The organism is Pseudomonas sp. SAR267 (assembly GCF_052077595.1).
GTDB classification, from domain to species: Bacteria; Pseudomonadota; Gammaproteobacteria; order Pseudomonadales; family Pseudomonadaceae; genus Aquipseudomonas; species Aquipseudomonas vlassakiae.
Window position 1 is genome coordinate 1,940,608 of sequence record NZ_JBQIHU010000001.1, and the last position, 23,448, is coordinate 1,964,055.

Annotated in this window: 20 protein-coding genes; 9 read left to right on the plus strand and 11 right to left on the minus strand. The window is 62.5% G+C overall.

The genetic code is table 11. The features are described from left to right. Positions 1 to 35 precede the first annotated feature (35 nt). Positions 36 to 1,499 (plus strand): ATP-dependent RNA helicase RhlB, encoded by a 1,464-nt coding sequence (rhlB, locus tag ACTORR_RS09360; protein WP_099815831.1) that lies wholly within the window; start codon positions 36 to 38, stop codon positions 1,497 to 1,499. A 152-nt stretch (positions 1,500 to 1,651) separates the two neighbouring features. Here rhlB and moaE read toward each other — a convergent pair whose 3' ends face one another. The 5 genes from moaE to ACTORR_RS09385 all read right to left on the minus strand — a co-directional run bounded on the left by moaE (position 1,652) and on the right by ACTORR_RS09385 (position 5,737). Next, a complete protein-coding gene (gene moaE, locus ACTORR_RS09365) occupies positions 1,652 to 2,098 on the minus strand; it encodes a molybdopterin synthase catalytic subunit MoaE (RefSeq protein ID WP_099815832.1) in 447 nt (148 codons plus the stop codon). Between the two features lie 2 nt (positions 2,099 to 2,100). Beyond that, positions 2,101 to 2,346, minus strand: a complete 246-nt coding sequence (gene moaD, locus ACTORR_RS09370; protein ID WP_099815833.1) for a molybdopterin converting factor subunit 1 — start codon at positions 2,344 to 2,346, stop codon at positions 2,101 to 2,103. Next, positions 2,346 to 2,816, minus strand: a complete 471-nt coding sequence (gene moaC / locus ACTORR_RS09375) for a cyclic pyranopterin monophosphate synthase MoaC (protein ID WP_054884662.1) — start codon at positions 2,814 to 2,816, stop codon at positions 2,346 to 2,348. The genes moaD and moaC overlap by 1 nt, the downstream gene beginning before the upstream one ends. A gap of 116 nt (positions 2,817 to 2,932) precedes the next feature. Further along, positions 2,933 to 4,327 (minus strand): PhoH family protein, encoded by a 1,395-nt coding sequence (locus ACTORR_RS09380; RefSeq protein ID WP_054884663.1) that lies wholly within the window; start codon positions 4,325 to 4,327, stop codon positions 2,933 to 2,935. A gap of 282 nt (positions 4,328 to 4,609) precedes the next feature. After that, positions 4,610 to 5,737 carry a polysaccharide deacetylase family protein gene (locus ACTORR_RS09385; RefSeq protein WP_313364219.1) on the minus strand — a complete coding sequence of 376 codons (1,128 nt, stop codon included), beginning with the start codon at positions 5,735 to 5,737 and terminating at the stop codon, positions 4,610 to 4,612. 137 nt (positions 5,738 to 5,874) lie between these two features. Between ACTORR_RS09385 and yaaA the strand changes: the two genes are divergently transcribed. Beyond that, positions 5,875 to 6,654, plus strand: a complete 780-nt coding sequence (gene yaaA, locus ACTORR_RS09390; RefSeq protein ID WP_262108696.1) for a peroxide stress protein YaaA — start codon at positions 5,875 to 5,877, stop codon at positions 6,652 to 6,654. On the opposite strand, the gene ACTORR_RS09395 is transcribed toward yaaA, so the two are convergent. From ACTORR_RS09395 to ACTORR_RS09420, 6 genes are all read right to left on the minus strand, one after another. Next, positions 6,639 to 7,892, minus strand: coding sequence for an efflux RND transporter periplasmic adaptor subunit (locus tag ACTORR_RS09395; RefSeq protein ID WP_313364218.1), 1,254 nt, complete (start codon positions 7,890 to 7,892; stop codon positions 6,639 to 6,641). The genes yaaA and ACTORR_RS09395 overlap by 16 nt on opposite strands. Further along, positions 7,885 to 9,348, minus strand: coding sequence for a TolC family protein (locus tag ACTORR_RS09400; RefSeq protein ID WP_099815835.1), 1,464 nt, complete (start codon positions 9,346 to 9,348; stop codon positions 7,885 to 7,887). Before ACTORR_RS09400 ends, ACTORR_RS09395 begins: the two co-directional genes overlap by 8 nt. After that, complete coding sequence (locus ACTORR_RS09405) at positions 9,341 to 10,513, minus strand: ABC transporter permease (protein WP_054884667.1); 1,173 nt, start codon at positions 10,511 to 10,513, stop codon at positions 9,341 to 9,343. The genes ACTORR_RS09400 and ACTORR_RS09405 overlap by 8 nt, the downstream gene beginning before the upstream one ends. Beyond that, positions 10,506 to 11,171, minus strand: a complete 666-nt coding sequence (locus ACTORR_RS09410) for an ABC transporter ATP-binding protein (RefSeq protein WP_054884668.1) — start codon at positions 11,169 to 11,171, stop codon at positions 10,506 to 10,508. Before ACTORR_RS09410 ends, ACTORR_RS09405 begins: the two co-directional genes overlap by 8 nt. Next, complete coding sequence (locus tag ACTORR_RS09415) at positions 11,168 to 11,953, minus strand: hypothetical protein (protein ID WP_054884669.1); 786 nt, start codon at positions 11,951 to 11,953, stop codon at positions 11,168 to 11,170. The genes ACTORR_RS09410 and ACTORR_RS09415 overlap by 4 nt, the downstream gene beginning before the upstream one ends. Before the next feature lie 95 nt (positions 11,954 to 12,048). Continuing rightward, entirely contained in the window at positions 12,049 to 12,489 is a 441-nt protein-coding gene (locus tag ACTORR_RS09420; RefSeq protein ID WP_054884670.1) for a hypothetical protein, read from the minus strand. Positions 12,490 to 13,418: 929 nt separating this feature from the next. Between ACTORR_RS09420 and ACTORR_RS09425 the strand changes: the two genes are divergently transcribed. The 7 genes from ACTORR_RS09425 to ACTORR_RS09455 all read left to right on the plus strand — a co-directional run bounded on the left by ACTORR_RS09425 (position 13,419) and on the right by ACTORR_RS09455 (position 23,441). Further along, entirely contained in the window at positions 13,419 to 14,735 is a 1,317-nt protein-coding gene (locus ACTORR_RS09425) for a nucleotide sugar dehydrogenase (protein WP_054884671.1), read from the plus strand. A 73-nt stretch (positions 14,736 to 14,808) separates the two neighbouring features. Beyond that, on the plus strand, positions 14,809 to 16,290 hold the full coding sequence (locus ACTORR_RS09430; protein ID WP_177332362.1) for a glycosyltransferase family 2 protein: 1,482 nt from the start codon (positions 14,809 to 14,811) through the stop codon (positions 16,288 to 16,290). Between the two features lie 37 nt (positions 16,291 to 16,327). Then, a complete protein-coding gene (locus tag ACTORR_RS09435) occupies positions 16,328 to 17,494 on the plus strand; it encodes an alginate biosynthesis protein Alg44 (RefSeq protein WP_054884673.1) in 1,167 nt (388 codons plus the stop codon). A 12-nt stretch (positions 17,495 to 17,506) separates the two neighbouring features. Next, entirely contained in the window at positions 17,507 to 18,934 is a 1,428-nt protein-coding gene (gene algK / locus ACTORR_RS09440; protein WP_262108692.1) for an alginate biosynthesis TPR repeat lipoprotein AlgK, read from the plus strand. Continuing rightward, positions 18,931 to 20,409 (plus strand): alginate export family protein, encoded by a 1,479-nt coding sequence (locus ACTORR_RS09445; protein ID WP_262108691.1) that lies wholly within the window; start codon positions 18,931 to 18,933, stop codon positions 20,407 to 20,409. Before algK ends, ACTORR_RS09445 begins: the two co-directional genes overlap by 4 nt. Before the next feature lie 16 nt (positions 20,410 to 20,425). Next, positions 20,426 to 21,985 carry a mannuronan 5-epimerase AlgG gene (algG, locus tag ACTORR_RS09450; protein ID WP_054884676.1) on the plus strand — a complete coding sequence of 520 codons (1,560 nt, stop codon included), beginning with the start codon at positions 20,426 to 20,428 and terminating at the stop codon, positions 21,983 to 21,985. Between the two features lie 13 nt (positions 21,986 to 21,998). After that, positions 21,999 to 23,441 (plus strand): alginate O-acetyltransferase, encoded by a 1,443-nt coding sequence (locus tag ACTORR_RS09455; protein ID WP_054884677.1) that lies wholly within the window; start codon positions 21,999 to 22,001, stop codon positions 23,439 to 23,441. Positions 23,442 to 23,448 lie beyond the last annotated feature (7 nt).

Consider the following 23,448-nt stretch of genomic DNA (forward strand, 5'->3'; position numbering starts at 1 on the left):
CGGCGTACATTCCTTAACCAGTTGATGAGACGATCGTGCTCAAGGCACTCAAGAAAATATTCGGCAAAGGAGACGCTGCGGCACAGCCCGCCGCTCCTGCTGCCAGCGTGACGCCGACGGCGCCCGCCCCCACTGCCGAGGCCCGGCCCGCGCCGAAACCGGACGCGCCCCGCGCCAAGCCCGCCGCCAAAGCAGAAGCACCCGCCCACGCGGCAGCGCCTGCCGACAAGCCGGCCAAGGACAAACCACGCCGCGAACGCAAGCCAAAGCCCCAGGCGAGCCTGTGGAAGCCGGAAGACTTCGTGGTCGAGCCGCAAGAGGGCAAGACCCGCTTCCACGACTTCAAGCTCTCAAACGAGCTGATGCACGCCATCCACGACCTCGGTTTCCCTTACTGCACGCCGATCCAGGCGCAGGTACTGGGTTATACCCTGGCCGGCCAGGATGCCATCGGCCGCGCCCAGACCGGTACCGGCAAGACCGCGGCATTCCTGATTTCGATCATTTCCCAGCTGCAGCAGACGCCGCCGCCCAAAGAGCGCTACATGGGCGAGCCGCGCGCGCTGATCATCGCGCCAACCCGCGAGCTGGTGGTGCAGATCGCCAAGGATGCCGTTGCCCTGACCAGGTACACCGGCCTGAACGTGATGAGCTTCGTCGGCGGCATGGACTTCGACAAGCAGCTCAAAGCGCTGGAAGCCCGTCATTGCGACATTCTGGTGGCCACCCCGGGCCGCCTGCTGGACTTCAACCAGCGCGGCGAGGTGCACCTGGACATGGTCGAGGTGATGGTGCTGGATGAAGCCGACCGCATGCTCGACATGGGCTTCATCCCCCAAGTGCGGCAGATCATCCGCCAGACCCCGCCGAAGAGCGAACGCCAGACCCTGCTGTTCTCCGCCACCTTCACCGACGACGTGATGAACCTGGCCAAGCAGTGGACCACCAACCCGGCGATCGTCGAGATCGAGCCGGAGAACGTCGCCAGCGAGACGGTCGAGCAACACGTGTATGCGGTGGCCGGCAGCGACAAGTACAAGCTGCTGTACAACCTGGTGACCCAGAACAAGTGGGAACGGGTGATGGTGTTTGCCAACCGCAAGGATGAGGTACGGCGCATCGAGGAAAAGCTCGTGCGCGACGGTATCAACGCCGCGCAGTTGTCCGGTGACGTACCGCAGCACAAGCGTATTCGCACCTTGGAAAACTTCCGCGAAGGGCGCATCACCGTGCTGGTGGCCACGGATGTGGCCGGGCGCGGGATTCACATCGACGGCATCAGCCACGTGATCAACTTCACCCTGCCGGAAGACCCGGACGACTACGTGCACCGCATTGGCCGTACGGGCCGCGCGGGCACCAGCGGGGTGTCGATCAGCTTTGCCGGTGAGGATGATTCCTACCAGCTACCGGCCATCGAAGAGCTGCTGGGGCGCAAGATCAAGTGCGAGATGCCGCCGGATGAATTGCTGAAACCGGTGCCTCGCAAGCACCACTGATGCGCTAGCCGCCCTTGTAGGAGCGGCCTTGTGTCGCGAAAGGGCCGCGGAGCGGCCCCAGGATTTCAGCTTGTATGCAGAAATTGTTGGGACCGCTTCGCGCTCCTTTCGCGACACAAGGCCGCTCCTACAAAAGCGATCTGTGTCCTGCCTTACCAGCGCCCGGCGGCATCCTGGTCACTCTGCTTGCCTTCCACCCAGCGCGGCCCATCCTGGGTATTTTCCTTCTTCCAGAACGGCGCCCGGGTCTTCAGGTAGTCCATGATGAAGTTGCAGGCATCGAACGCCGCCTGCCGATGGGCACTGGCCACACCGACAAAGACGATCGGCTCACCCGGCTCCAGCGCACCGATGCGGTGCAGCACCTCGACCTTGAGCAACGGCCAGCGCTGCTCGGCCTCGACCACGATCTTGGCCAGGGCCTTCTCGGTCATGCCCGGATAATGTTCGAGAAACATCCCCGCCACGTCCCGACCATCGTTGAAATCGCGGACATAGCCGACGAAACCGACCACGGCACCAACGCCGACGTTGGCCGCATGCATGGCATTGACCTCGGCCCCCGGGTCGAACGCCCCGTGTTGCACTCGCACTGCCATGTTCAGCCTCCGGTCACCGGCGGGAAGAACGCCACTTCATCGCCCTCTTCCAGCGGCTCGTCGAGCTTGCACAGCTCTTCGTTTCGCGCACTCATCAGGTTCTGTTCGGCCAGCACCGCATACTGCCCACCCTTGGCCACCAGGGCCTGGCGCACATCGTCGACCACTTTGAACTCGCCTTCCAGGCGCTCGGCATCGACGCCCAGCAATTCACGGTAACGGGCGAAGTACATCACTTTGACCTTCATCACGCCTCCACCTTGTAGTGCCCACTCTTGCCGCCAACTTTTTCCAGCAGGCGCACCTGTTCGATGACCATGCCCTTGTCCACTGCCTTGCACATGTCATAGATCGTCAGCGCAGCGACGCTGGCCGCAGTCAGCGCTTCCATCTCGACCCCGGTCTGGCCGGCCAGCTTGCAGCGGGCCAGGATACGCACCGCGTCCTGGCCTTCGGCGCTCAGTTCGACCTTGACGCTGGTGAGCATCAGCGGGTGGCACAGCGGGATGAGGTCACTGGTCTTCTTCGCCGCCTGGATGCCGGCAATGCGCGCCACGGCGAACACATCGCCCTTGGGATGCTCGCCGTCGACGATCATCTGCAAGGTCTGCGGCAACATGCGCACCCGCGCCTCGGCCACGGCCTCGCGCTCGGTCACGGCCTTTTCAGTGACGTCGACCATGTTGGCGCGCCCCTGGGAATCAAGATGAGTCAGCACTGCTCTGCTCCTGTGAAGGGAACAGAGAGTGTAAACCCGTGGGTCAGGTTTGAGCAGCGATATGTGTCGGCAGGACCGGCGAAGAGGCCGGGCGGCGCACCGCCCGGCTGGAGGTATTACAGATGGGACTCGGCGTACTCGGCCAGCACCGAGCGTGGCACACCCTGCAGGGTGATGTGCACGCCATGGGGGAAGTCCTTGAAACGCTCGGTCAGGTAGGTCAGCCCCGAACTGGTCGCGGACAGGTAAGGCGTGTCGATCTGCGCCAGGTTGCCCAGGCACACCACCTTGGAACCGGAGCCTGCCCGGGTGATGATGGTCTTCATCTGATGCGGCGTCAGGTTCTGGCACTCGTCGATCAGGATCAGGCTCTGCTGGAAGCTGCGCCCACGGATGTAGTTAAGCGACTTGAACTGCAGCGGAACGCGTTCGAGGATGTATTCGACGCTGCCATGGGTACTTTCATCGTCCATGTGCAAGGCTTCCAGGTTGTCGGTGATGGCACCCAGCCAAGGCTCCATCTTTTCCGCCTCGGTGCCCGGCAGGAAGCCGATCTCCTGGTCCAGCCCCTGCACGCTGCGGGTGGCGATGATGCGCCGGTAGCGCTTGCTGACCATGGTCTGCTCGATGGCTGCGGCCAGGGCCAGGATGGTCTTGCCGGAGCCGGCAGCGCCGGTCAGGTTGACCAGGTGGATGTCCGGGTCGAGCAAGGCGAACAGCGCCAGGCTCTGATGAATGTCCCGCGGCTTCAGGCCCCAGGCTTCCTGGTGCAGCAAGGGTTCCTGGTGCAGGTCGAGCAATAGCAGTTCGTCGTTGCGAATGCCTTTTACCCAGCCGACAAAACCCTGCTCGTCAATGATGAACTCGTTGATATGCACGGCCGGCAGGTTATCGATCATCTGCACCCGATGCCAGGTGCGGCCACGTTCCTGGCGGGTATCGACTTTGCTGACCCGGTCCCAGAACGAGCCGGTGACCGAGTGATAGCCCTTGGACAGCAATGACACGTCGTCAACCAACTGGTCGGTACTGTAGTCCTCGGCCGCGATCCCGCAGGCGCGCGCCTTCAGGCGCATGTTGATGTCTTTGGTAACCAGCACCACGTCCAGGTCGGTGCGCCGGCTGCGAACTTCGAACAGGGTGTTGATGATGATGTTGTCGTTGAGGTTTTCCGGCAGCAACTTGCTGGGTTCGTTGCGCGGGCTCATCAGGATCGACAAGTAGCCCTTGGCGCCGCTCTTGCCACGCTGAATCGGCACGCCCTGCTCGACATCGCTGGGCGAAGCGTCACCGAGGGTCTGGTCGATCAGGCGGATGGCCTGACGACATTCGGCGGCGATGCTCTGTTTGCCGGTCTTGAGCTTGTCGAGTTCCTCCAGCACCGTCATCGGAATGGCGACGTGATGCTCCTCGAAGTTGAGTAATGCGTTGGGGTCGTGAATCAGGACGTTGGTATCGAGCACATAGAGGATTGGCTTGCTGGAGGAAGGGTTGCGTCCTTGGTCATCCATACTCGGTCACCTTATGTCGAAGCCACACGGCACGCTCTGTGTGCGCCGCAGAGTGACCGCCGTTCTCCCCGTATCCGCGTTGCTACGGGCGGGAAGCGTACCTGGCAAGGTGGGCCTGGATGACGCCACCTGTGCTGCAGGAATCGGCTGTCTGGTTTCTTCATACCGCAAAAGCCATTACCGGAAAAAGCATTTTTACGAGATTTTGAAGTTTATTTTTCCGATTGACGAAGAGCGCTTGGCGGCAGCACCAGACGAGGCTACAGTCAGAAGTCATACCCTCTATTCGCGATAGGCGTAATCGTGGCAGCCCTCCCAGCCGATGCCGCTTTGCGCGGTGTTGTGCAGCAACCACTCGAGCGCCGTCCGGGCCTTGGGCAGGCTGTCATGGAACTGGATCACCCCCTTGCGCCATAACAGCATCAAGGTTATCACCCGCTGGGCCGAAGCTTCGGCAGTCAGCGCGCCATCATCCTGAGCGTCGATGTCCCATAGCGAAACCCGCAGCTGCTGGCTGGCCATGAACCCTTCGGCGTCAGCCCGGCGCTGCCCATATGGCGGGCGGAACAGCGGCACGTATTGCTCCGGCAGGTCGGCCTGAACCCGCGCCTGGGCGCGTTTGATCGAATCCTGCCAGCCCTGCCACTGGGCGTGGGAGCGATATTCCCAGCCCTGGATGCCCACGCATTGGCCGGCGTAAAGATCGGTCAATGCGTTCGCCGCGCCTGCATCTCGCCGCTGCTGCAGGCGATTGCCCAGGACAAAGAAGGTGCCCTGCAGCTTCTGCTTGCGCAGGTACTCGGTGAGTTCATCGGTACTTGCGCCATCAGGCCCGGGGCCACCGACGAAGGTCAGCAGGAACAGGCGGTCGTTCAGCTCATCGCCATTGCGCTCGCGGCTGGACAGGCGTTCGACCTCGCTGCTTGTCTGCGGCAACAACGCTGCCTTGCGCAGCTGTTCATCCAGGTAACGGACATGGAACTGATGACTGGGTTCGATCCAACCGGTATAGAACGTGCCGACATCGGCAGCGAATGTTGCCGCCTTGGTGCGCAAATCTGCCATTGACTCCAGCAGATAGCAGAACGAGGCGTCTTGCTCGCAACTGCGCTGGGCCTGCTGGTAACCCTGCCACAAACGCTGCCACATCTGCGCACGCACAGCGCGAATCTTTTGCAGGTTGATCTGCCGCAATCCCAGCCGTGCAGCCAGTGTGGCATCGTCGAGCAGCTCGCTTTCATGCAGGACTCGGGCAAACGACAGGATCTCTGCCCGCGAGGCGACGTCGAACAGCACCGGGCTATCCAGTTGCTCGGGCCACTGGCTGCGGTCCAGGCTGGCCGGGGGCACGGGGGCGGCCTGGGCGGCCAGGCTCAACAAGGTGGCCAGCAAGGCCCCGGCAATGCGCACGATCAATCTCTCCGTGACAGCCAAAACGCGCACTATAACGCCTGCTTTGGCGATGGTCTGTGACTATTGTCGTCATAGTTTGGCGTTCCCGGTCGCGATCCGTAGAATCCGCTGCAACGATTCCAGGAGCCGACCCGATGCTGACGGTGATTTCCCCCGCCAAGACTCTCGACTATGACACCGCGCCGGTGACCGACCGTTTCACCTTGCCACAATACCTGGACGACTCCCAGGAACTGATCCTGCTGCTGCGCGAGCTTTCACCCGCTCAGGTCAGCGAGTTGATGCACCTCTCCGACAAGCTAGCCGGCCTCAATGCCGCGCGCTTCGGCAGCTGGACCCCGGACTTTACCCCGGCCAATGCCAAGCAGGCGCTGCTGGCATTCAAGGGGGACGTGTACACCGGCCTGGATGCCGAAACCCTCGGCGAGGATGACTTCAGCTATGCCCAGGCCCACCTGCGCATGCTCTCCGGCCTGTACGGCCTGCTGCGCCCGCTCGACCTGATGCAGCCGTACCGACTGGAAATGGGTACCAAGCTGGCCAATGCCCGCGGCAAGGACCTGTATGCCTTCTGGGGCACGCGCATCAGCGAATGGCTGAACCAGGCGCTGGCCGACCAAGGCGACGACCTGCTGCTGAACCTGGCCAGCAACGAGTACTTCAGCGCCGTGAAACGCAGCGCACTGAAGGCCCGGGTAATCAACGTCGATTTCAAGGACCTGAAGAACGGCCAGTACAAGATCATCAGCTTCTATGCCAAGAAGGCCCGCGGCATGATGAGCCGCTTCGTCATCCAGGAACGGGTCAACGACCCGGAGCAGCTCAAGCAGTTCGACGTGCAGGGTTACTACTACAGTGCCGAGCAGTCCAAGCCGGATCACCTGGTTTTCCTGCGCGATCACCCGGCCGAATGATCAAGACCGGAGCCGTCTGGCGGCTCCGGCGCAATCAGCACGTAACCACTTTCCAGGCCCTGAACTTCGACCCCCTGCACCCCTGCCGGACCAGCCGTGACCGGTACTTTGCGCGGCGCCTGGGTTTCGTCGGCCCGAAACAGCACATAGGTGCGCCCGGCCTCGTCCACCTGCAACGCGGGCGCAGGTACCACCATCGCCCGTTCCTGGCGATGCAGCAACAACTGCAACTGGGCGCTCATGCCCAGGCGCAGGCCCAATTGCAGGGGTGCGGCGGGCAAATCCAGATCGACGCGCACGTCATACCAGGCTCCCTGGGCCGTATCGTCGCGAGCTTGCATGGCAATACGGTCGATGCGGCCTGCAAGCCGCTGCCCGGCGATGACGGCTTCAACCTCCATGCCCTCGCGCACCTTCACCAGATCGTGCTCTTCCAGCCTGGCCATCACTTGCAGACGCTCCAGGTCGACCAGCGTCATCAACGCCATCCCCTGGCTCACCGCTTGCCCGACGTGTAGCTGCCGGCCGCCGTGGCCGGCCTCCGTACTCACGGGCAAGAGCACGCCAGTGAAAGGCGCTTCGATCACCTGCTGATCACGCATCCTGATCAGGGCCCGGCACTGTGCTTGCGCGTTGGCAAGCGCCATTTCAGCGATCAACAACGCATCACCCTGCCCCCGGGCACGCGTCAGCCGCAGTTCCTGCTCGGCATCCAGCAACGCCTGACGCTGCTCCCCAAGCAGTTGTTCGAGGCTGACGACTTCCATACGGGCGACAATGCCACCCTCGAAAAGACGCTGGGTGTCATCCAGGCTCGCCTGGGTGGCCGCCATGGCGGCGCGAGCTGCTGCCACAGCGCGCAAACTTCGCGCCACCTGCGGGCCGCTTTGCCAACTACGCAACTGCATGAGCTGTTCCTCGGCCTTGAGGCGCTCTGCCTGGGCACGGCGCAGCTGGATGTCCAGCTGAGCAGTGTCCAGGCTGATCAACGGCTGGCCTGCCTCGACGCGCTGCCCTTCCTCAACCGGCATTGCCGCGACCACGCCAGCGAACGGCGCACTCAGTGTCACCTGACGTGCCGCCTGAAGTCTGCCGACAAGCCCCAGACGGTTTTCCAGCAATTGCGGTTCGACCCGCAGCCACCTCTGCTCGCGCGGCTGCACGGCGCCGGGCCAGTTCAACATCGCCAGAACAACACCGGTCATCGCTACCGCCAGCCAACAGCCCCACTTAATCATTGAGGCTCACCTGCCACTTGAGCAACGTGGTCCCTACGACCTGGTCGAGGACGACCTGCGCATCCAGGTACGCGATCGTAGCTTCGAGTTGCGTGCTTTGCGCCTGACGCAGATCACTCTCGAAACTGAGCACCTGGAAATTGCTCGAGCGCCCTGCCGCGAGCTTTTGCTGTTCGATGTCCAGCTTGCGCCGGGTCAGTGCCAGCGCCCGTCCGGCGATTTCCAGCTGTCGCCAGCGCACCTGCAGGTCGCGTATCGCGGTACTCACATCACGCTCAAGCTGTTGACGGGATTCGACCAGGCCCAGGCGCTGGGTTTCCACCTCGACCTGGGCCCGTACCTGCGCCTGGCGGCGACTTAAGTCACCGATCGGTACCTCCAGCTCCAGCCCCAGGTAGTGCTCCCATGCCGCTTCATTGCCGGGCCGTTGATGCATCTGGCTGGCCCCACCGACCAGCGACAGGTCCCACCATTGCGCGTTGCTTGCGACCTGCAACGCGATGGCCGCCTGTTCGGTCGCCAGCTGCTGCATCAGATAGGTCGGCTGCAACGCTTCGGCGCGGGCCAGGGCCTGCTCCGTGCTCACCTGCCAACGCTCGGCCAGCAGCCGCTCCGCGGCCCGCAGCGGGGTCGCAAGGTCCAGGGCGAGCAATTGCGCAAGGGCTACGCGGCTGTGGTGCAGCTGGTTGCGGCTGCCTTCGACGGTCAGTTCCTGACTGGCAACCTCGGCTTCTGCCTGCACGACTTCAAAGGCAGCCATGCGCCCGGCGGCGATCAAGGCGTGGCTTACTGCCACCAGCTGACGGGCACGCAACAGGCTATCTTCGGCGATACGCAGTTGCTCCTGGGCACGCAGCAGCTCCCGGTACGACAGCAGCGTCCGGGTAATGACCTGCGCCACGTCGTCGGCGAGCGCCAGGCGGTTCGACTGTTCAGCCAGCGTGGCCTGGCGCAACGGTGCGCTGGCTATCTCGCGTCCGGCGCCGCGCAGCAACGGCTGGACGATCATCAGGCTGGCACCATCCCGATACCGCCGCCCCGCCGAATCGGCTCGGGTATGCCCGTAATCCCAGTCCAGGCTCAGGCGCGTTCCGTACGGGGTCAGCAGGCTGGCGCTCGGGGCCAGCTGCGCCTCACGGTAGCGATCGGCATGATTGCGATTGCCCAGGTAGCGTGCCTTGAGCGACAGCTGCGGGGCGAACCGGTCATGGGCCACGCGCAGGTCGAACTTCTGCGCGACACGCTCAAGGTAGGCACTGCGGATCGCCCGGTTGTCGCGCAGGGCCAGGCCAACGGCATCGGCCAGGTCGATCTCCACGGGTTCGCCGTGCATTGCCGACAAGGCACTCACCGGGCCTGCCTGCCGCAAGGTCGGCCGGGACGGTTGCAACGCGCGGTCGGCCATGGCCAACAGAGGTAACGACCAGATGCAGGCCATCGCCAGCCACTTACTCATCACGCAACGCGACAACAGGTTGAAGACGCGCCGCTGCCAGTGCGGGCTGCAAACCGAAGAACAGCCCCAGGATCAGCGCCATGCCCATGCTCGCCGGAAGCGACCTTGCATCGAGCGCAAAATCCCACCCTGATCCGCGGGCAAACAGCCAGGCGGCCACAAGGCCCAGCACCGCGCCCAGCAGCGCGCCGGCAACGGACAGCACCAGCGCCTCAAGCAGGAACTGCCAGGCGATATCCCGAGCGCGCGCGCCCAGGGCCATGCGCACGCCGATTTCGCGTCGACGCTGCACCACGTTCATCACCATCACATTCATCACCCCCACACCGCCCAGCAGCAAGGCAACGGCGGCGGTGCCGGCCAGCAGCCCGGACATCACCCGCGACTGACCAGCCATGCCTTCGAGCATCTGCCGTGGTAACTGGACATCTACCTCATGCTGCGTGAGCCTGGCGCGCAGGTAGCGCTCCAACGAACGTGCCGCCTGGACCAGGGTCGAGGCATCGGCCCCCTTCGCGATCAGCGTCGCCACCTCGGGTATCGGGCTCAAGCGACGCATGCCTGGCAACGGCATCAACACGCTGTCGTTGAAATTGATCGGCAACATCGGGTTGTACCCTCGTGGCGCGAGCACGCCGACTACCTCGAACAGATAGCTACCCAATTGCACGCGGTCACCCGGCCTCGCCTGCAACCGCGCCGCCAGCGAAGCCCCCAACAGCACATGCGCGGCCGGGTCATCGTAAGCAGACAGCGAGCGGCCCCTGGCAACCTCGAGGTCGATGACCTCGAACAACTGTGCGCTGCTGCCTGCCACCATCGTCTCGATACTCTCCCCGTTGAACTTGACGGCGAACACACCGGCTGCCAACGGAGCGACAGCTCGGATGCCTGGCGGCAATCCGACAAGGTCCAGACGCACGGGCATGCCGCCTTCGGCCGTGGCCTGAAGGTTCACCACCAGCAACTCGCTTCCCAGGCCCTGGAACAGTTGCCGGGCAAACTGGGTCGCGCTGTGGCCGATATTCATCAGGGCCACCAGCGCGGCACAGCCGACTGCGATGCCTGACAGTGCAAGCCAGGCGCGGGGGCCCAACTGCCAGACGCTGAGCAAGGCCTCGCTGAAGCGTTGCTGCCAGCCTGGGCCGTAGGCGGCTTCAGGCATCGAATACGCCGCCATTGCGAACCAGCAGGCAGCGGTCCATGCACCGCGCAATGGTCGGGTCGTGTGTCACCACCAGCAGCGTCATGCACTGCTCACGATTCAGCTTCGTCAGCAGCCCGATGATGTCCCGTGCCGTCTCACCATCCAAATTGCCTGTGGGCTCATCGGCCAGCAGAATCCTTGGTTCTGTAACCAAAGCCCTGGCTATTGCCACTCGCTGGCGTTGGCCACCGGAGAGATGGGCCGGGCGATATTTCGCACGATGCTCCAGGCCGACTTTCTCCAGCTGGGCCTTGGCGAGCTGCCGAGCCGAAGCCAGACAGATGCCACGGTAGCTCAACGGCAGCGCAACATTGTCCAGCACGGACAGCCTTGGCAGCAGGTTGAAACTCTGGAACACGAAACCAAGCAGGCGATTACGGATGATGGCGCGCTGGTCGTCATCAGCGTGTGCCAGTTCACACCCATCCAGGACCAAACGCCCGTGACAGGGCTGGTCAAGGAGACCGATCAGGTTGAGCAGCGTGCTTTTGCCAGATCCGGATCCACCGATGATGGCGCAAGACTGGCCTGCGGGGAGGGATAACGATACGTCCTGCAGGACGGCTTCGCCTCCCAGACGGCGGGTGATGTCGTGCAGGGCAATAATCGGAATCATCCTTTCTCACCTTCCTCCCCGAGGCCGCCAGCGGCAGCGTCATAATGCATGGCGATCGGCTTTTCTTCGGACTTCCATTGTTTGGCAACCAGGTCGACCAATGAAGTATTGAACTCCGGCCACTCCACTTCCTGCTGGGATAACTGCATCATGATGTTGGCCTCGTAGTTCCCATACTCGGCCACTTCAATAGGTGGCAATGAACTATAAAAATCGAGAATTTCGCGCAAGCCCTGATCAGTACGCCCCGTCAGCTTATATTCAGCATTCATCTTGTCGATGATGGCGTGAGCCCACTGATTGTGCTGATCTGTTTTCTCCATCAATGCAGCACGGCGTTCATTCACGGTAAAAGCCCCGCTCTCATCATGTACAATCAGGCTGAGCTGTTCGCGAGGTAGTCCTTTAAACGGATTTTCCCCTTTTCCTCTAGCAAAATCATTCGCCTTCCGTGCACGTTCAAGCCACTCCTCATCTTGCGTATCGGGTAGCTGAGAATCGTAAAAATCCTTTGCCAATGAATAGGTTAGCCCTCCAATTCGATCCATGATCCTTGCCGCCAGATCGGCCAATTCCTTACGCGAAAGACGGCTGTCGCGCTCCGCTGCCAACTCGGCGGCAGCACTCAGTTTCTTGGCCAGACTGGATAACTGCTCATCGGATCTACCCGACGCTGCGACGGGAGGTTGGATATTTTGAACCTCTACTTTATCTATTGGCTTGATACGTTGCAGCGCACCGGACTCACGACTTGCTACGGAACGACCGTTGATGGCATCCATTTGTTTATCTCTCCCAAGCACATGATTCAGATACAGTCGACAATGCCAGTGCACTGCCCTGTTTAAACCAAGGCAATGCACTGTTCACGTGACGGTTACTTCATGGTGAACTCAACTTTCCATGAGTAATCTGCGGCCGTACTGGTTATCGTGGCCTTGCAGGTCGCCCCTCCACTCGGAGTAGCCGTTTTGGTCCATTCGGGCTGTTTGACTCCTCCGGGTAACATTCGCATCTGGAATGTCGTACCGAAAGCACAGGTCTTCCCGCCGATCGTGTACCGGATCATGGCGGCATTCACATCCGGGCTGACAACCCGCTGAACGCGCATGGAAGTCGACGAGCTCGCTTGGATCGCCTTGGAGGGTTGCGGATTGGCTATCTGGTAGGTGCTGGTTTCATTGGAGGTCACCAGCTTCATCGTCGCAGCTTGCGTTCCAAGGTTCTTGATGATCACTTCCACGGGGGGCCCTGCCTGCACCATGCCAGCAAGCAGCAGCGATACCCCGCCGATCAGAACCTGTGTGGTCTTCTTCATAAGCTTTCTCTCGTCTCTTCCATGTGATTGATGGATGAGACGCCCTCGTTGGCCAGTGGCCAGAGGCTGCCCAGGACGCTCCCTCGTTCATGGACAGCTCCTCAGAGCGTCCAAAGGGAGTAACGGCAGCTGACGGAAAAGCCTTAGCTTTAGTATGGCCTTTGTGTGTTACCGGATATGTTTCCAGCAGCGCCCCATTGCAGGGCAGCTGCAAAAAGCCATCAAGTCAATCTTCAGGCGCCAAAAACACGTCACACAGGGTGCTATCGCCGAACGCCATAAGACCGTTCGTACTTTTTTGACGAATTTTGAAAAAATTTTTTCCATGCTGGCACAACACTACCAAGCCTCAGTTTCGTCCTTTCTACGCGGGGGTGAAACTGCAACGTGCTATCAATTTGAAAGTATTTGCCACTTAAAAATTATTTAGAAATCTTTCATCGAAGCGGAACCCACCTCGGAACTTCTCCCACGACCCATCGCTCATAGTGCCGTAACGAATTTCCTGCCCCTGCGGTGTGAGAGATGACTTACAGATGACAACCGGCAGGTATCACTACCCGCTTCGATAATCTGGCAGACGCAACGGGAACCCCCGCAGGCGCTGCTCAAAGAGGAGTAACGCGCCCTTTCAAACTCGTCCTAGTGGTTGATTTCAAAGGATTTTTCCACTTGAAAAAACAAGCACAGCATGGCGCCAAGTAGCGCTTTGCAATAAAGACGGCTGCATTACAGGGCACGCCTTTTAAGTACTGGCTTAATACTGCCAACTTTTAGTGCACAACTTTGTGCGCGACGGATTTATTCATGCCTGCGCTCGGCGAAGTGAGCTTTCGCCCATGGATCCGTGCGCCTGAAAACTGTTGTTAATCAACCCAGTCCGGCTCTTTCCGGAAGAGCTGGCGTGATAAACACATGAGGTGATAGCGATGCGTATCAGCATCTTTGGTTTGGGTTATGTGGGTGCGGTCTGTGCAGGCTGCCTGACGGCGCGAGGTCATGACGTGATTGGTGTGGACGTGTCCAAGACCAAGATCGACCTGATCAATCAGGGCAAGTCGCCCATCGTCGAACCTGGCCTGGAAGCACTGCTGCAACAAGGCATCGCCAACGGCCGCCTGCGTGGCACCACCGACTTCGCCGAGGCCATCCGCGCCAGCGACGTGTCGATGATCTGTGTCGGTACCCCGAGCAAGAAGAACGGCGACCTGGGCCTTGAGTACATCGAGTCGGTGTGCCGCGAAATCGGCTACGTGCTGCGCGACAGCGAGCGTCGCCACACCATCGTGGTCCGCAGCACCGTGCTGCCGGGCACCGTGAAGAACGTGGTGATCCCGATTCTCGAAGACTGCTCGGGCAAGAAGGCCGGTGCCGACTTCGGCGTTGCCGTGAACCCGGAGTTCCTGCGTGAAAGTACCGCCATCAAGGACTACGACCACCCACCGATGACGGTCATCGGTGAACTGGACAAGGCCAGCGGCGATGTGCTGCAAGCCCTGTACGAAGAGCTCGACGCGCCGGTCATCCGCAAGCCGATCGAAGTGGCCGAGATGATCAAGTACACCTGCAACGTGTGGCACGCCACCAAGGTCACTTTCGCCAACGAGATCGGCAACATCGCCAAGGCGGTCGGCGTGGATGGCCGTGATGTGATGGAAGTCGTCTGCCAGGACAAGGTCCTGAACCTGTCGCAGTACTACATGCGCCCTGGCTTCGCCTTCGGTGGCTCGTGCCTGCCGAAAGACGTGCGCGCCCTCACCTATCGCGCCGCTTCCCTGGACGTGCGTGCACCGTTGCTCGACTCGCTGATGCGCAGCAACGAATCGCAGGTGCAGAACGCCTTCGAGCTGATCGAAGCCCACGACAAGCGCAAGGTCGCCCTGCTCGGCCTGAGCTTCAAGGCGGGCACCGACGACCTGCGCGAAAGCCCGCTGGTGGAACTGGCCGAACGCCTGATCGGCAAGGGCTACCAGTTGGATATCTACGACGAGAACGTCGAGTACGCCCGCGTCCACGGGGCGAACAAAGAGTACATCGAGTCGAAGATCCCGCACGTCTCGTCGCTGCTCAACGCCGACTTCCAGAAGGTCATCGACAACGCCGACATCATCGTCCTGGGCAACCGTGACGAGCAGTTCCGCGCCCTTGCCGAGCAAGCGCCGGAAGGCAAGCAGGTGATCGACCTGGTCGGCTTCATGAGCAAGCCAACCTGCACCACCAGCCGTACCGAAGGCATTTGCTGGTAATGCCCGACCGGGCAGCGGTGGCCTCCCCACCATCGCTGCCCACCCTTTCCCGAATTCTCGACGGATGCTGAACATGCAAAGGCTCCAGACAGTGCTGTTGCAGTGCGCCGGGTGGCTGCTCTACATGAGCCTGCTCATGCTGATCGCCCTGGCCCTGCCAGCCGATATCTTCGACTCGCAGTCGAAGCACTTCATCTTCCTGGTCGGCGCAGTCGGCATCTGGCGCTATTCCATGGGCGCCACCCATTTCATCCGCGGCATGATCTTCCTCTACGGCGTCTACCCGTACCTGCGCCGCAAGGTGCAGAAGATGGGCGATGCCGCCGCGCCGTCGCACGTGTACCTGATGGTCACCAGCTTCCGTATCGAAGCGCTGACCACCGCCCAGGTGTACAGCTCGGTGATCCGCGAGGCGATCGAATGCGGCTACCCCACCACCGTGGTCTGCTCGCTGGTGGAGATGTCCGATGAACTGCTGGTAAAGAGCCTGTGGGCCCGTTACAACCCGCCCGCACACGTCACACTGGACATCGTGCGCATTGCCGGTACCGGCAAGCGCGACGGCCTGGCCTACGGCTTCCGCGCCATCTCGCGGATGCTGCCTGACGAAAACGCCGTGGTCGCCGTGATCGACGGTGACACCGTGCTCGGCGAAGGTGTGGTGCGCAAGACCGTGCCGTGGTTCAAGCTGTTCCCCAACGTCGGCGGCCTGACCACCAACGAGTTCTGCGAAGTGCGCGGCGGCTACATCATGAGCGAGTGGCACAAGCTGCGTTTCGCCCAGCGCCACATCAACATGTGCTCGATGGCCCTGTCCAAGCGCGTGCTGACCATGACCGGGCGCATGTCGATGTTCCGCGCCAGCGTCGTGACCAACCCTGAGTTCATCGCCGACGTCGAAAGCGACTCGCTGATGCACTGGCGCCTGGGCCGCTTCAAGTTCCTCACCGGTGACGACAAGTCCAGCTGGTTCAGCCTGATGCGCCTGGGCTACGACACCTTCTACGTGCCAGACGCCGCGATCAACACGGTCGAGCACCCTCCGGAGAAGAGCTTCCTCAAGGCCAGCCGCAAGCTGATGTACCGCTGGTACGGCAACAACCTGCGTCAGAACTCCCGTGCACTGGGCCTCGGCCTGCGCCGCCTGGGCCTGTTCACCAGCATCGTGCTGTTCGACCAGCGCGTGTCGATGTGGACCAGCCTGCTCGGGCTGACCGTGGCGGTGATCGCCAGCCTCAAGTTCGGCATGGGCTACCTACTGGTGTACCTGCTGTGGATCGGCATCACCCGCCTGATCCTCACCATCATGCTGCTGTGCTCCGGCCACAACGTCGGCCCGGCCTATCCGCTGATTCTCTATTACAACCAGATCGTCGGCGCGCTGATGAAGATCTACGTGTTCTTCCGCCTCGACAAGCAGTCCTGGACCCGCCAACCGACTGCCCTCAAGCGTGACCTCGCCAGTTTTCAACAATGGTTCAACACCTGGTCCTCGCGGACCATGACCTTCTCGGCTGCCAGCATCTTCGTCGCTGTGCTGTTCATGGTCGTGTGAGCCCAACCCGGATCGGAACTAACAGGAACAAACCAAGATGAATACCGCCGTGAACGTCAACGTCGTGCATGAGTCCGAAGCCCAGCGCCAACACGCCCGGGTACGCATCCCGGCCAAGCTGCGTTTCCTCGACAAAGAACGCCAGGCCCACGATGTGAAGGTCGACGACCTCTCCGCCGGTGGCCTGAGCTTCCACACCCAACAGCCACTGTCGGTCGGTGAAGTGCTGCGCGGTCGCCTGCAGTTCACGGTCGATAACCTCGGCCTGTCGATGGACATCGAATTCCAGGTGCGCGCCCACGACAGCAAAAGCGGCCGCACCGGCGCGCAGTTCCAGAACCTCGAACCGCGCGACATCGCCACCCTGCGCCACATCATCACCACCCACCTGTCGGGTGAGCTGATCACCGTCGGCGACGTGCTCAGCACCCTGCAGCGCGACAACTTCACCAAGGCCCGCAAGCAGAAGGACAGTGGCTCCGGCCTGTCCGCCTTCGGCCGCCTGAAGGCCGTGACGGTAACCCTCGGCGTGTTCGTGGTCGGCGTGGCCGCCTTTGGTTTCGTCGCCAAATCGCTGTACGGCATGTACTTCGTCAGCCATGCCGAAGCCGGCGTGGTCGCCGTGCCGACCACCACCGTCACCATGCCGCGCGACGGTACCGTCAACAGCCTGGCCGAAACCGGTGGGCAGATCGTCAAGGGCGCGCCGCTGGCCAGCTTTACCACCAGCATGCTGGACATGCTCAAGGGCAGCCTGGACGACTCGCAGCTGGAACCGGCAAAGATCGAGGAACTGTTCGGCAAGCAGCTCTCCGGCACCCTGACCAGCCCTTGCGATTGCGTGGTCACGCGCCAGCTGGTGGACGACGGCCAGTACGCTGCCAAGGGCCAGCCGATCTTCCAGCTGGTGCCACGCACCACAACCCCGATGGTCGAGGCCCGCTTCAGCTACCGCCAGTTCGACGAGGTCAAGCCAGGCACCCGGGTCAACTTCCAGGTGGCCGGCGAGGACGAAGTCCGTACCGGCCAGATCGTCAGCAGCGCCAGCCTCAACAGCGATGACCTGGCCTCCGACATCCGCGTGCAGATCAAGCCCGACAGCGCCATGCCTGCCGAGCTCGCCGGCCGCCCGGCTTCGGTCAACAGCGACCGTGGCCCTTCGCTGAACTGGCTGATCGACAAAGCCGTGGCCCGCGGTCTGTAAGAGGATCCCGTGATGATTCCCCATAAGAAAAGCGCAAGCCTGGGCCTCTGTGCCCTGGCGGCCGCGGTCGCCCTGGCCGGCTGTGCGGGCCTGCCCGACCAGCGTCTGGCCAACGAAGCCCTCAAGCGCGGCGACACCGCATTGGCCGAGCGCAACTACAAGGCCCTGGCCGACCTGGGTTACAGCGACGCACAAGTGGGCTTGGCCGACATCAAGGTTGCCACTCGCGACCCGGCGAAAATCAAGGAGGCCGAAGCCACCTACCGCGCAGCCGCGCCTTCCTCGCCGCGTGCCCAGGCACGCCTTGGCCGCCTGCTGGTAGCCAAGCCCGACAGCACGCAGGCCGAGCGTGAAGAAGCGGAAACCTTGCTCAAGGCCGCCGCCAGGCAAGGTGAAGGCAATACCCTGATCCCGCTGGCGATGCTCTACCTGACCTACCCGCAGAGCTTCCCCAAGGTCAACGCGCAGCAGCAGATCGACCAATGGCGCGCCGCCGGCAACCCGGAAGCGGGCCTGGCCCAGGTGCTGCTGTACCGCACCCAGGGCACCTACGACCAGCACCTGGACGACGTCGAGAAAATCTGCAAAGCCGCGCTGAACGCTACCGACATCTGCTACGTCGAGCTGGCCACCGTTTACCAGAAGCGTGGCCAGGCCGATCAACAGGCCGCCCTGCTTGGGCAGCTCAAATCCGCCTACAGCCGTGGCGCGGTGCCGGCCACCCGGGTCGACAGCGTTGCCCGCGTGCTGGCTGACCGCAGCCTCGGCCAGACCGACGAGAAAACCGCCAAGGACTTGCTCGAACAGGTCGCCCCGGCCAACCCGGCGTCCTGGGTCAGCCTGGCACAGCTGCTGTACGACTTCCCCGAACTGGGCGACACCGACCAGCTGATGGCCTACATCGACAAGGGCCGCGAGGCCGAACAGCCACGCGCCGAACTGCTGCTGGGCCGCCTGTACTACGAGGGCAAGACCCTGCCAGCCGATGCCAAGAAGGCCGAGCAACACCTGCAGGCCGCCGCCGACGCCGGCGAAATCAGCGCCCATTACTACCTCGGCCAGCTGTACCGCCGCGGTTACCTGGGCCATGTCGAGCCGCAAAAGGCCGTCGACCACCTGCTGGCTGCTGCCCGCGGCGGCCAGAACAGCGCCGACTACGCCCTCGCCCAACTGTTCAGCGAAGGCCATGGCATCCGTCGACAGCCGGGCAACGCCTGGGTGTTCGCCCAACTGTCCCAGGTCAACCCGACACCACAGTCCAGCGAACTGCTGCAGCAGCTCGACCAGCAACTCACGCCTGACCAGCGTACCCAGGCGCAGAACCTGCTGGCGCAGGAAAAGCAGGCGCGCGGCAGCATGCTCCAGGGTGCCACCAGCACCTTGGCCCTCGAAGCGCTGCAAGACGACGAAAAAGAAGTAGAAGCTGAGGACTCGCTATGACGCTCAATCCATTCGTGAAAGCCGGCATTGGCCTGAGCTTCGCCCTGCTGTGGTCCTGCCCGACCCTGGCGGACATGACCGCCCAGAAGAATTTCGGCCTTGATGTGAAAATCACCGGCCAATCGGAAGACGACCGTGACCTCGGTACCCGTCCGGGCGGCGACGTCAACGGCCTGGGCCTCGACCTGCGCCCCTGGGTGTACGGCGAGCGCGGCAACTGGAGCGCCTACGCCATGGGCCAGGCGGTCACCGCCACCGACACCATCGAAACCGATACCCTGCGCCAGAACGACGACGGCACCACCACCGACACCGCCGCCGATGGCCGCAAGCAGGACAAGAGCTACCTGGCCATGCGCGAGTTCTGGGTCGGCTACAGCGGCCTCACTGCCTACCCGGGCGAGCAACTGCGCCTCGGCCGCCAGCGCCTGCGCAGCGACGATGGCATGTGGCGCGACACCAACATCGAAGCCTTGAACTGGACCTTCGACACCACCCTGCTCAAGGCAGACCTGGGCGTTGCCCAGCGCTTCAGCGAATACCGTACCGACCTCACCGAGCTGGCCCCGGAAGACAAGGACCGCACCCACATCTACGGCAACGTCGCCACGCAGTGGACCCCTGGCCACTGGGTCGGCCTGCGCGCCCACCACACCCATGACAGCGGCAGCCTGAAAAACCCGGGCGAAACCGTCGACGCGCTGGACAAGACCCGCACCGGCGACCTCACCTGGCTGGGCCTGGAAGCCAACAGCGACGCCTACAACTGGCGCAACGACCACACCGTCAACTACTGGGGCAGCGTCACCTGGCTGACCGGTGACCGCGACACCCTCAGCAGCCAGACTGTCGGCGACCAGACCGTGGCCACCGGCAAGCAGAGCGGCAATGTCAATGCCTGGGCCACCGACCTCGGCATCCGCCTGCGCCTGGACCCGCAATGGCAGGTCGGTGCGGCCTACGCCCGTGGTAGCGGTGGCGGCGGTGAAGACGGTTCGAACAACTTCGAGCAGACTGGCCTTGAGAGCAACCGCTCCAACTTCACCGGCACCCGCTCGCGCGTGCACCGCTTCGGCGAAGCCTTCCGCGGCGAGCTGGGCAACCTCCAGGCGGCCACCCTGTTCGCCTCCTGGCAGCTGCGCGACGACTACGACGCCAGCCTCATCTATCACAAGTTCTGGCGTGTCGACGGCAACCAGAACATCGGTTCCAGCGGCATCAATGCAGTGGTCGACGACAACGGCGTGAACCGCCAACTGGTCGATGGCGAAAAAGACCTGGGCCAGGAAATGGACGTGGTCGTCACCAAGTACTTCAAGCAAGGCCTGCTGCCGGCCTCGATGAGCCAGGCGATCGACGAGCCTTCCGCCCTGGTGCGCCTGCGTGCCGGCGTGTTCAAGCCAGGCGATGCCTATGGCAAGGAAGCGGACTCGTACATGCACCGCGCCTTCGTCGACGTGATCTGGCGCTTCTGAGGCCGGGAGACCCCTGATGAACCTTCACCCGCACATCCGTCCCAGCCTCCTTGCCAGCGCTTTGCTGCTGGCAAGCCACCTGGCCGTCGCCGCAGAGCCCCAGGTGATCGCCAAGGAGCTGCAGCAGGCCAAGACCTACACTGTGGCCAGCGCACCGATCGAGCCGCTGCAGATGGACCCGCCGAAACTGCCCGACCTCACCGGCTACACCGCGCAGGCCGTGCAGAAGAAGATCGACCGCCGCCACAAAGGCAAGGTCAGCCTGCGCCGCATGTTCCAGGAGGACACCCTCAAGGAATTCGTCGGCGGCGACAACAAGGCCGCCGAGTGGGTGCAGCGCCAGCACGGCATTCCTCAGGCGATCTTCATCGATGACGGCCATGTCGACCTGGTCGAGCTGAGCAAGAAGGTGCCCAAGCAGTACCTCAGCGAAGTCGAGCCGGGCGTCTACCTGGCGCGCCTGCCGATCGTGGTCGGGCAGAAGGGCATTCTCGAGATCGACGGCAAGGTCAAGCAACTGCGCCTGTCCCAGGAAGGCGGTTCGTTCCTGGTCAACGACGGCAAGCTGTTCGTCACCGACACCCAGGTGATCGGCTGGCGCGAGAAGGACAACGGTCCGGCGACCTTCCGCTCGCCCAAGGAATTCCGCCCGTTCCTGCTGTCGTGGGGTGGAACCGAGACTTACATCGTCAATACCACGATGGCCAGCTTCGGTTATGCCAAGTCCAAGTCGTATGGCGTGAGCATCTCGCAGTACACACCGAACATGTCCAAGCGCATGGGCCGCGCGGAACCGACCGGCTGGATCATCGGTTCGACATTCAGTGACATGTGGTACGGCTTCTACTGCTACGAGACCTCCGACTTCGTGGTCAAGGACAACACCTACCACGACAACATCGTCTACGGCATCGACCCCCACGACCGCTCGCACCGCCTGATCATCGCGGGCAACACCGTGTACGGCACCAAGAAGAAGCACGGCATCATCGTTTCGCGTGAGGTCAACGACAGCTGGATCATCAACAACAAGAGCTACGACAACAAGCTTTCCGGCGTGGTGATCGACCGTAACAGCGTCAACAACCTGGTGGCCTACAACGAGATCTACCGCAACCACACCGACGGCATCACCTTGTACGAGAGCGGCGACAACCTGATCTGGGGCAACAAGCTGATCAACAACCGTCGCCACGGCATCCGCGTGCGCAACAGCGTGAACATTCGCCTGTACGAGAACATCGCCATGGCCAACGGCCTGGTCGGCGTGTACGGGCACATCAAGGACCTGTCCGATACCGACCGCGACATCGCTCTCGACCCGTTCGACACCAAGGTGTCGCTGATCGTGGTCGGCGGCGAGCTGTCGGCCAACGGTTCCGGCCCGCTGTCGATCGACTCGCCGCTGTCGGTCGAGCTGTACAAGGTGTCCATGCTCGCCCCGCGCAAAGCCAGCGGCATCAGCCTCAACGGCGTGCTTGGCGAACGCCAGGACGAAATCCTCGACCTGCTGGTGCGCCAGCAGAAGGCCGTGCTGATCGACCCGGTCGAACGCCAGACCGAAATGATCGATTAAGGAAGCCCAGACCATGACTCCACACCTGATGAAACTGCTGGGCCTGTCCGCCGCCCTCCTGGCCATCAGCCAGGGCGTGCGCGCCGACGAAGTGAAGGCCCCGACCTTCACCGCCGAGCCCTGCTGCCAGCTGTGCCCCGAGGCGCATGATGCGAGCCGCTACACCACCCGCTACCAGCAGAACTTCACCACCCTGGTACAGGCCCAGGGTGACTGGCTGTTCCGTACCCGCGAAGACCTGCGCACCGAGTTCAATACCACCCCGGCCGGCTACAAACGCCTGCAGCAGGTGCACGATGCGTTCAAGAAGCGCGGCGTGGAACTGGTCGTGGTCTACCAGCCGACCCGTGGCCTGGTGAACCGCAACATGCTCAATCCAGAAGAGAAAGCCGCCTTCGATTACCAGAAGGCACTGGGCAACTACCAGGCCATGCTCAAGCGCTTCGCCAGCATGGGTTACAACGTCCCCGACCTGTCGCCGCTGACCAACGAGCAGCTGGCCGCCGCTGACCAGGGCAAGGACTTCTACTTCCGTGGTGACCAGCACTGGACGCCTTACGGCGCCGAGCGCGCCGCGAAGATCGTGGCCGAAACCGTGCACAAGATGCCGGCCTTCGAAGGCATCCCGCGCAAGGAATTCGAAACCCACAAGTCCGGGCGCATGGGCAAGACCGGCACCCTGCACAACGTTGCCGGCCAGCTCTGCGGCACCAGCTACGCCGTGCAGTACATGGACCAGTTCACCACCGAGCCGAAAGGCTCGACCGGCGGCGGCGACGACCTGTTCGGTGACAGCGGCAACGCCCAGATCACCCTGGTCGGCACCAGCCACAGTGGCAAGAACTACAACTTCTCGGGTTTCCTGGAGCAGTACATCGGCGCCGACGTGCTCAACGTCGCCTTCCCCGGTGGCGGCCTGGAGGGCTCGATGATCCAGTACCTGGGCAGTGAAGAATTCCAGAAGAACCCACCGAAGATCCTCATCTGGGAATTCTCGCCACTGTACCGCCTGGACCAGGAAACCATCTGGCGGCAGATCCTCGCCCTGCTCGACGACGGCTGCGACGATCGCCCAGCCCTGATGAGCGCCAGCGCCACCCTCAAGCCCGGCAAGAACGAGCTGATGGTCAATGGCAAGGGCGGCGTGATCAAGGACCTGATCAACCGCAACATGCAGATGGACGTCAAGTTCGAAGATCCGTCGGTCAAGGTGCTGCAGGCCACGCTCTGGTACCTCAATGGCCGTCACGAAGACATCAAGCTGGAAAAACCGGAGACCTCGGACACCGACGGCCGCTTCGTCTTCCAGATGCGCGAAGACGAAGACTGGGCCGGTCAGAGCCTGCTGGCTTTCGAAGTCCAGGGCCCGGAACAAGGCACGCAGAAAGTCGAAGCCAAGCTCTGCAAACGCAACAACTTTGCCGTGCCCGCGCAGACTGCGCAGGCTGGCCAGTGAGACGACC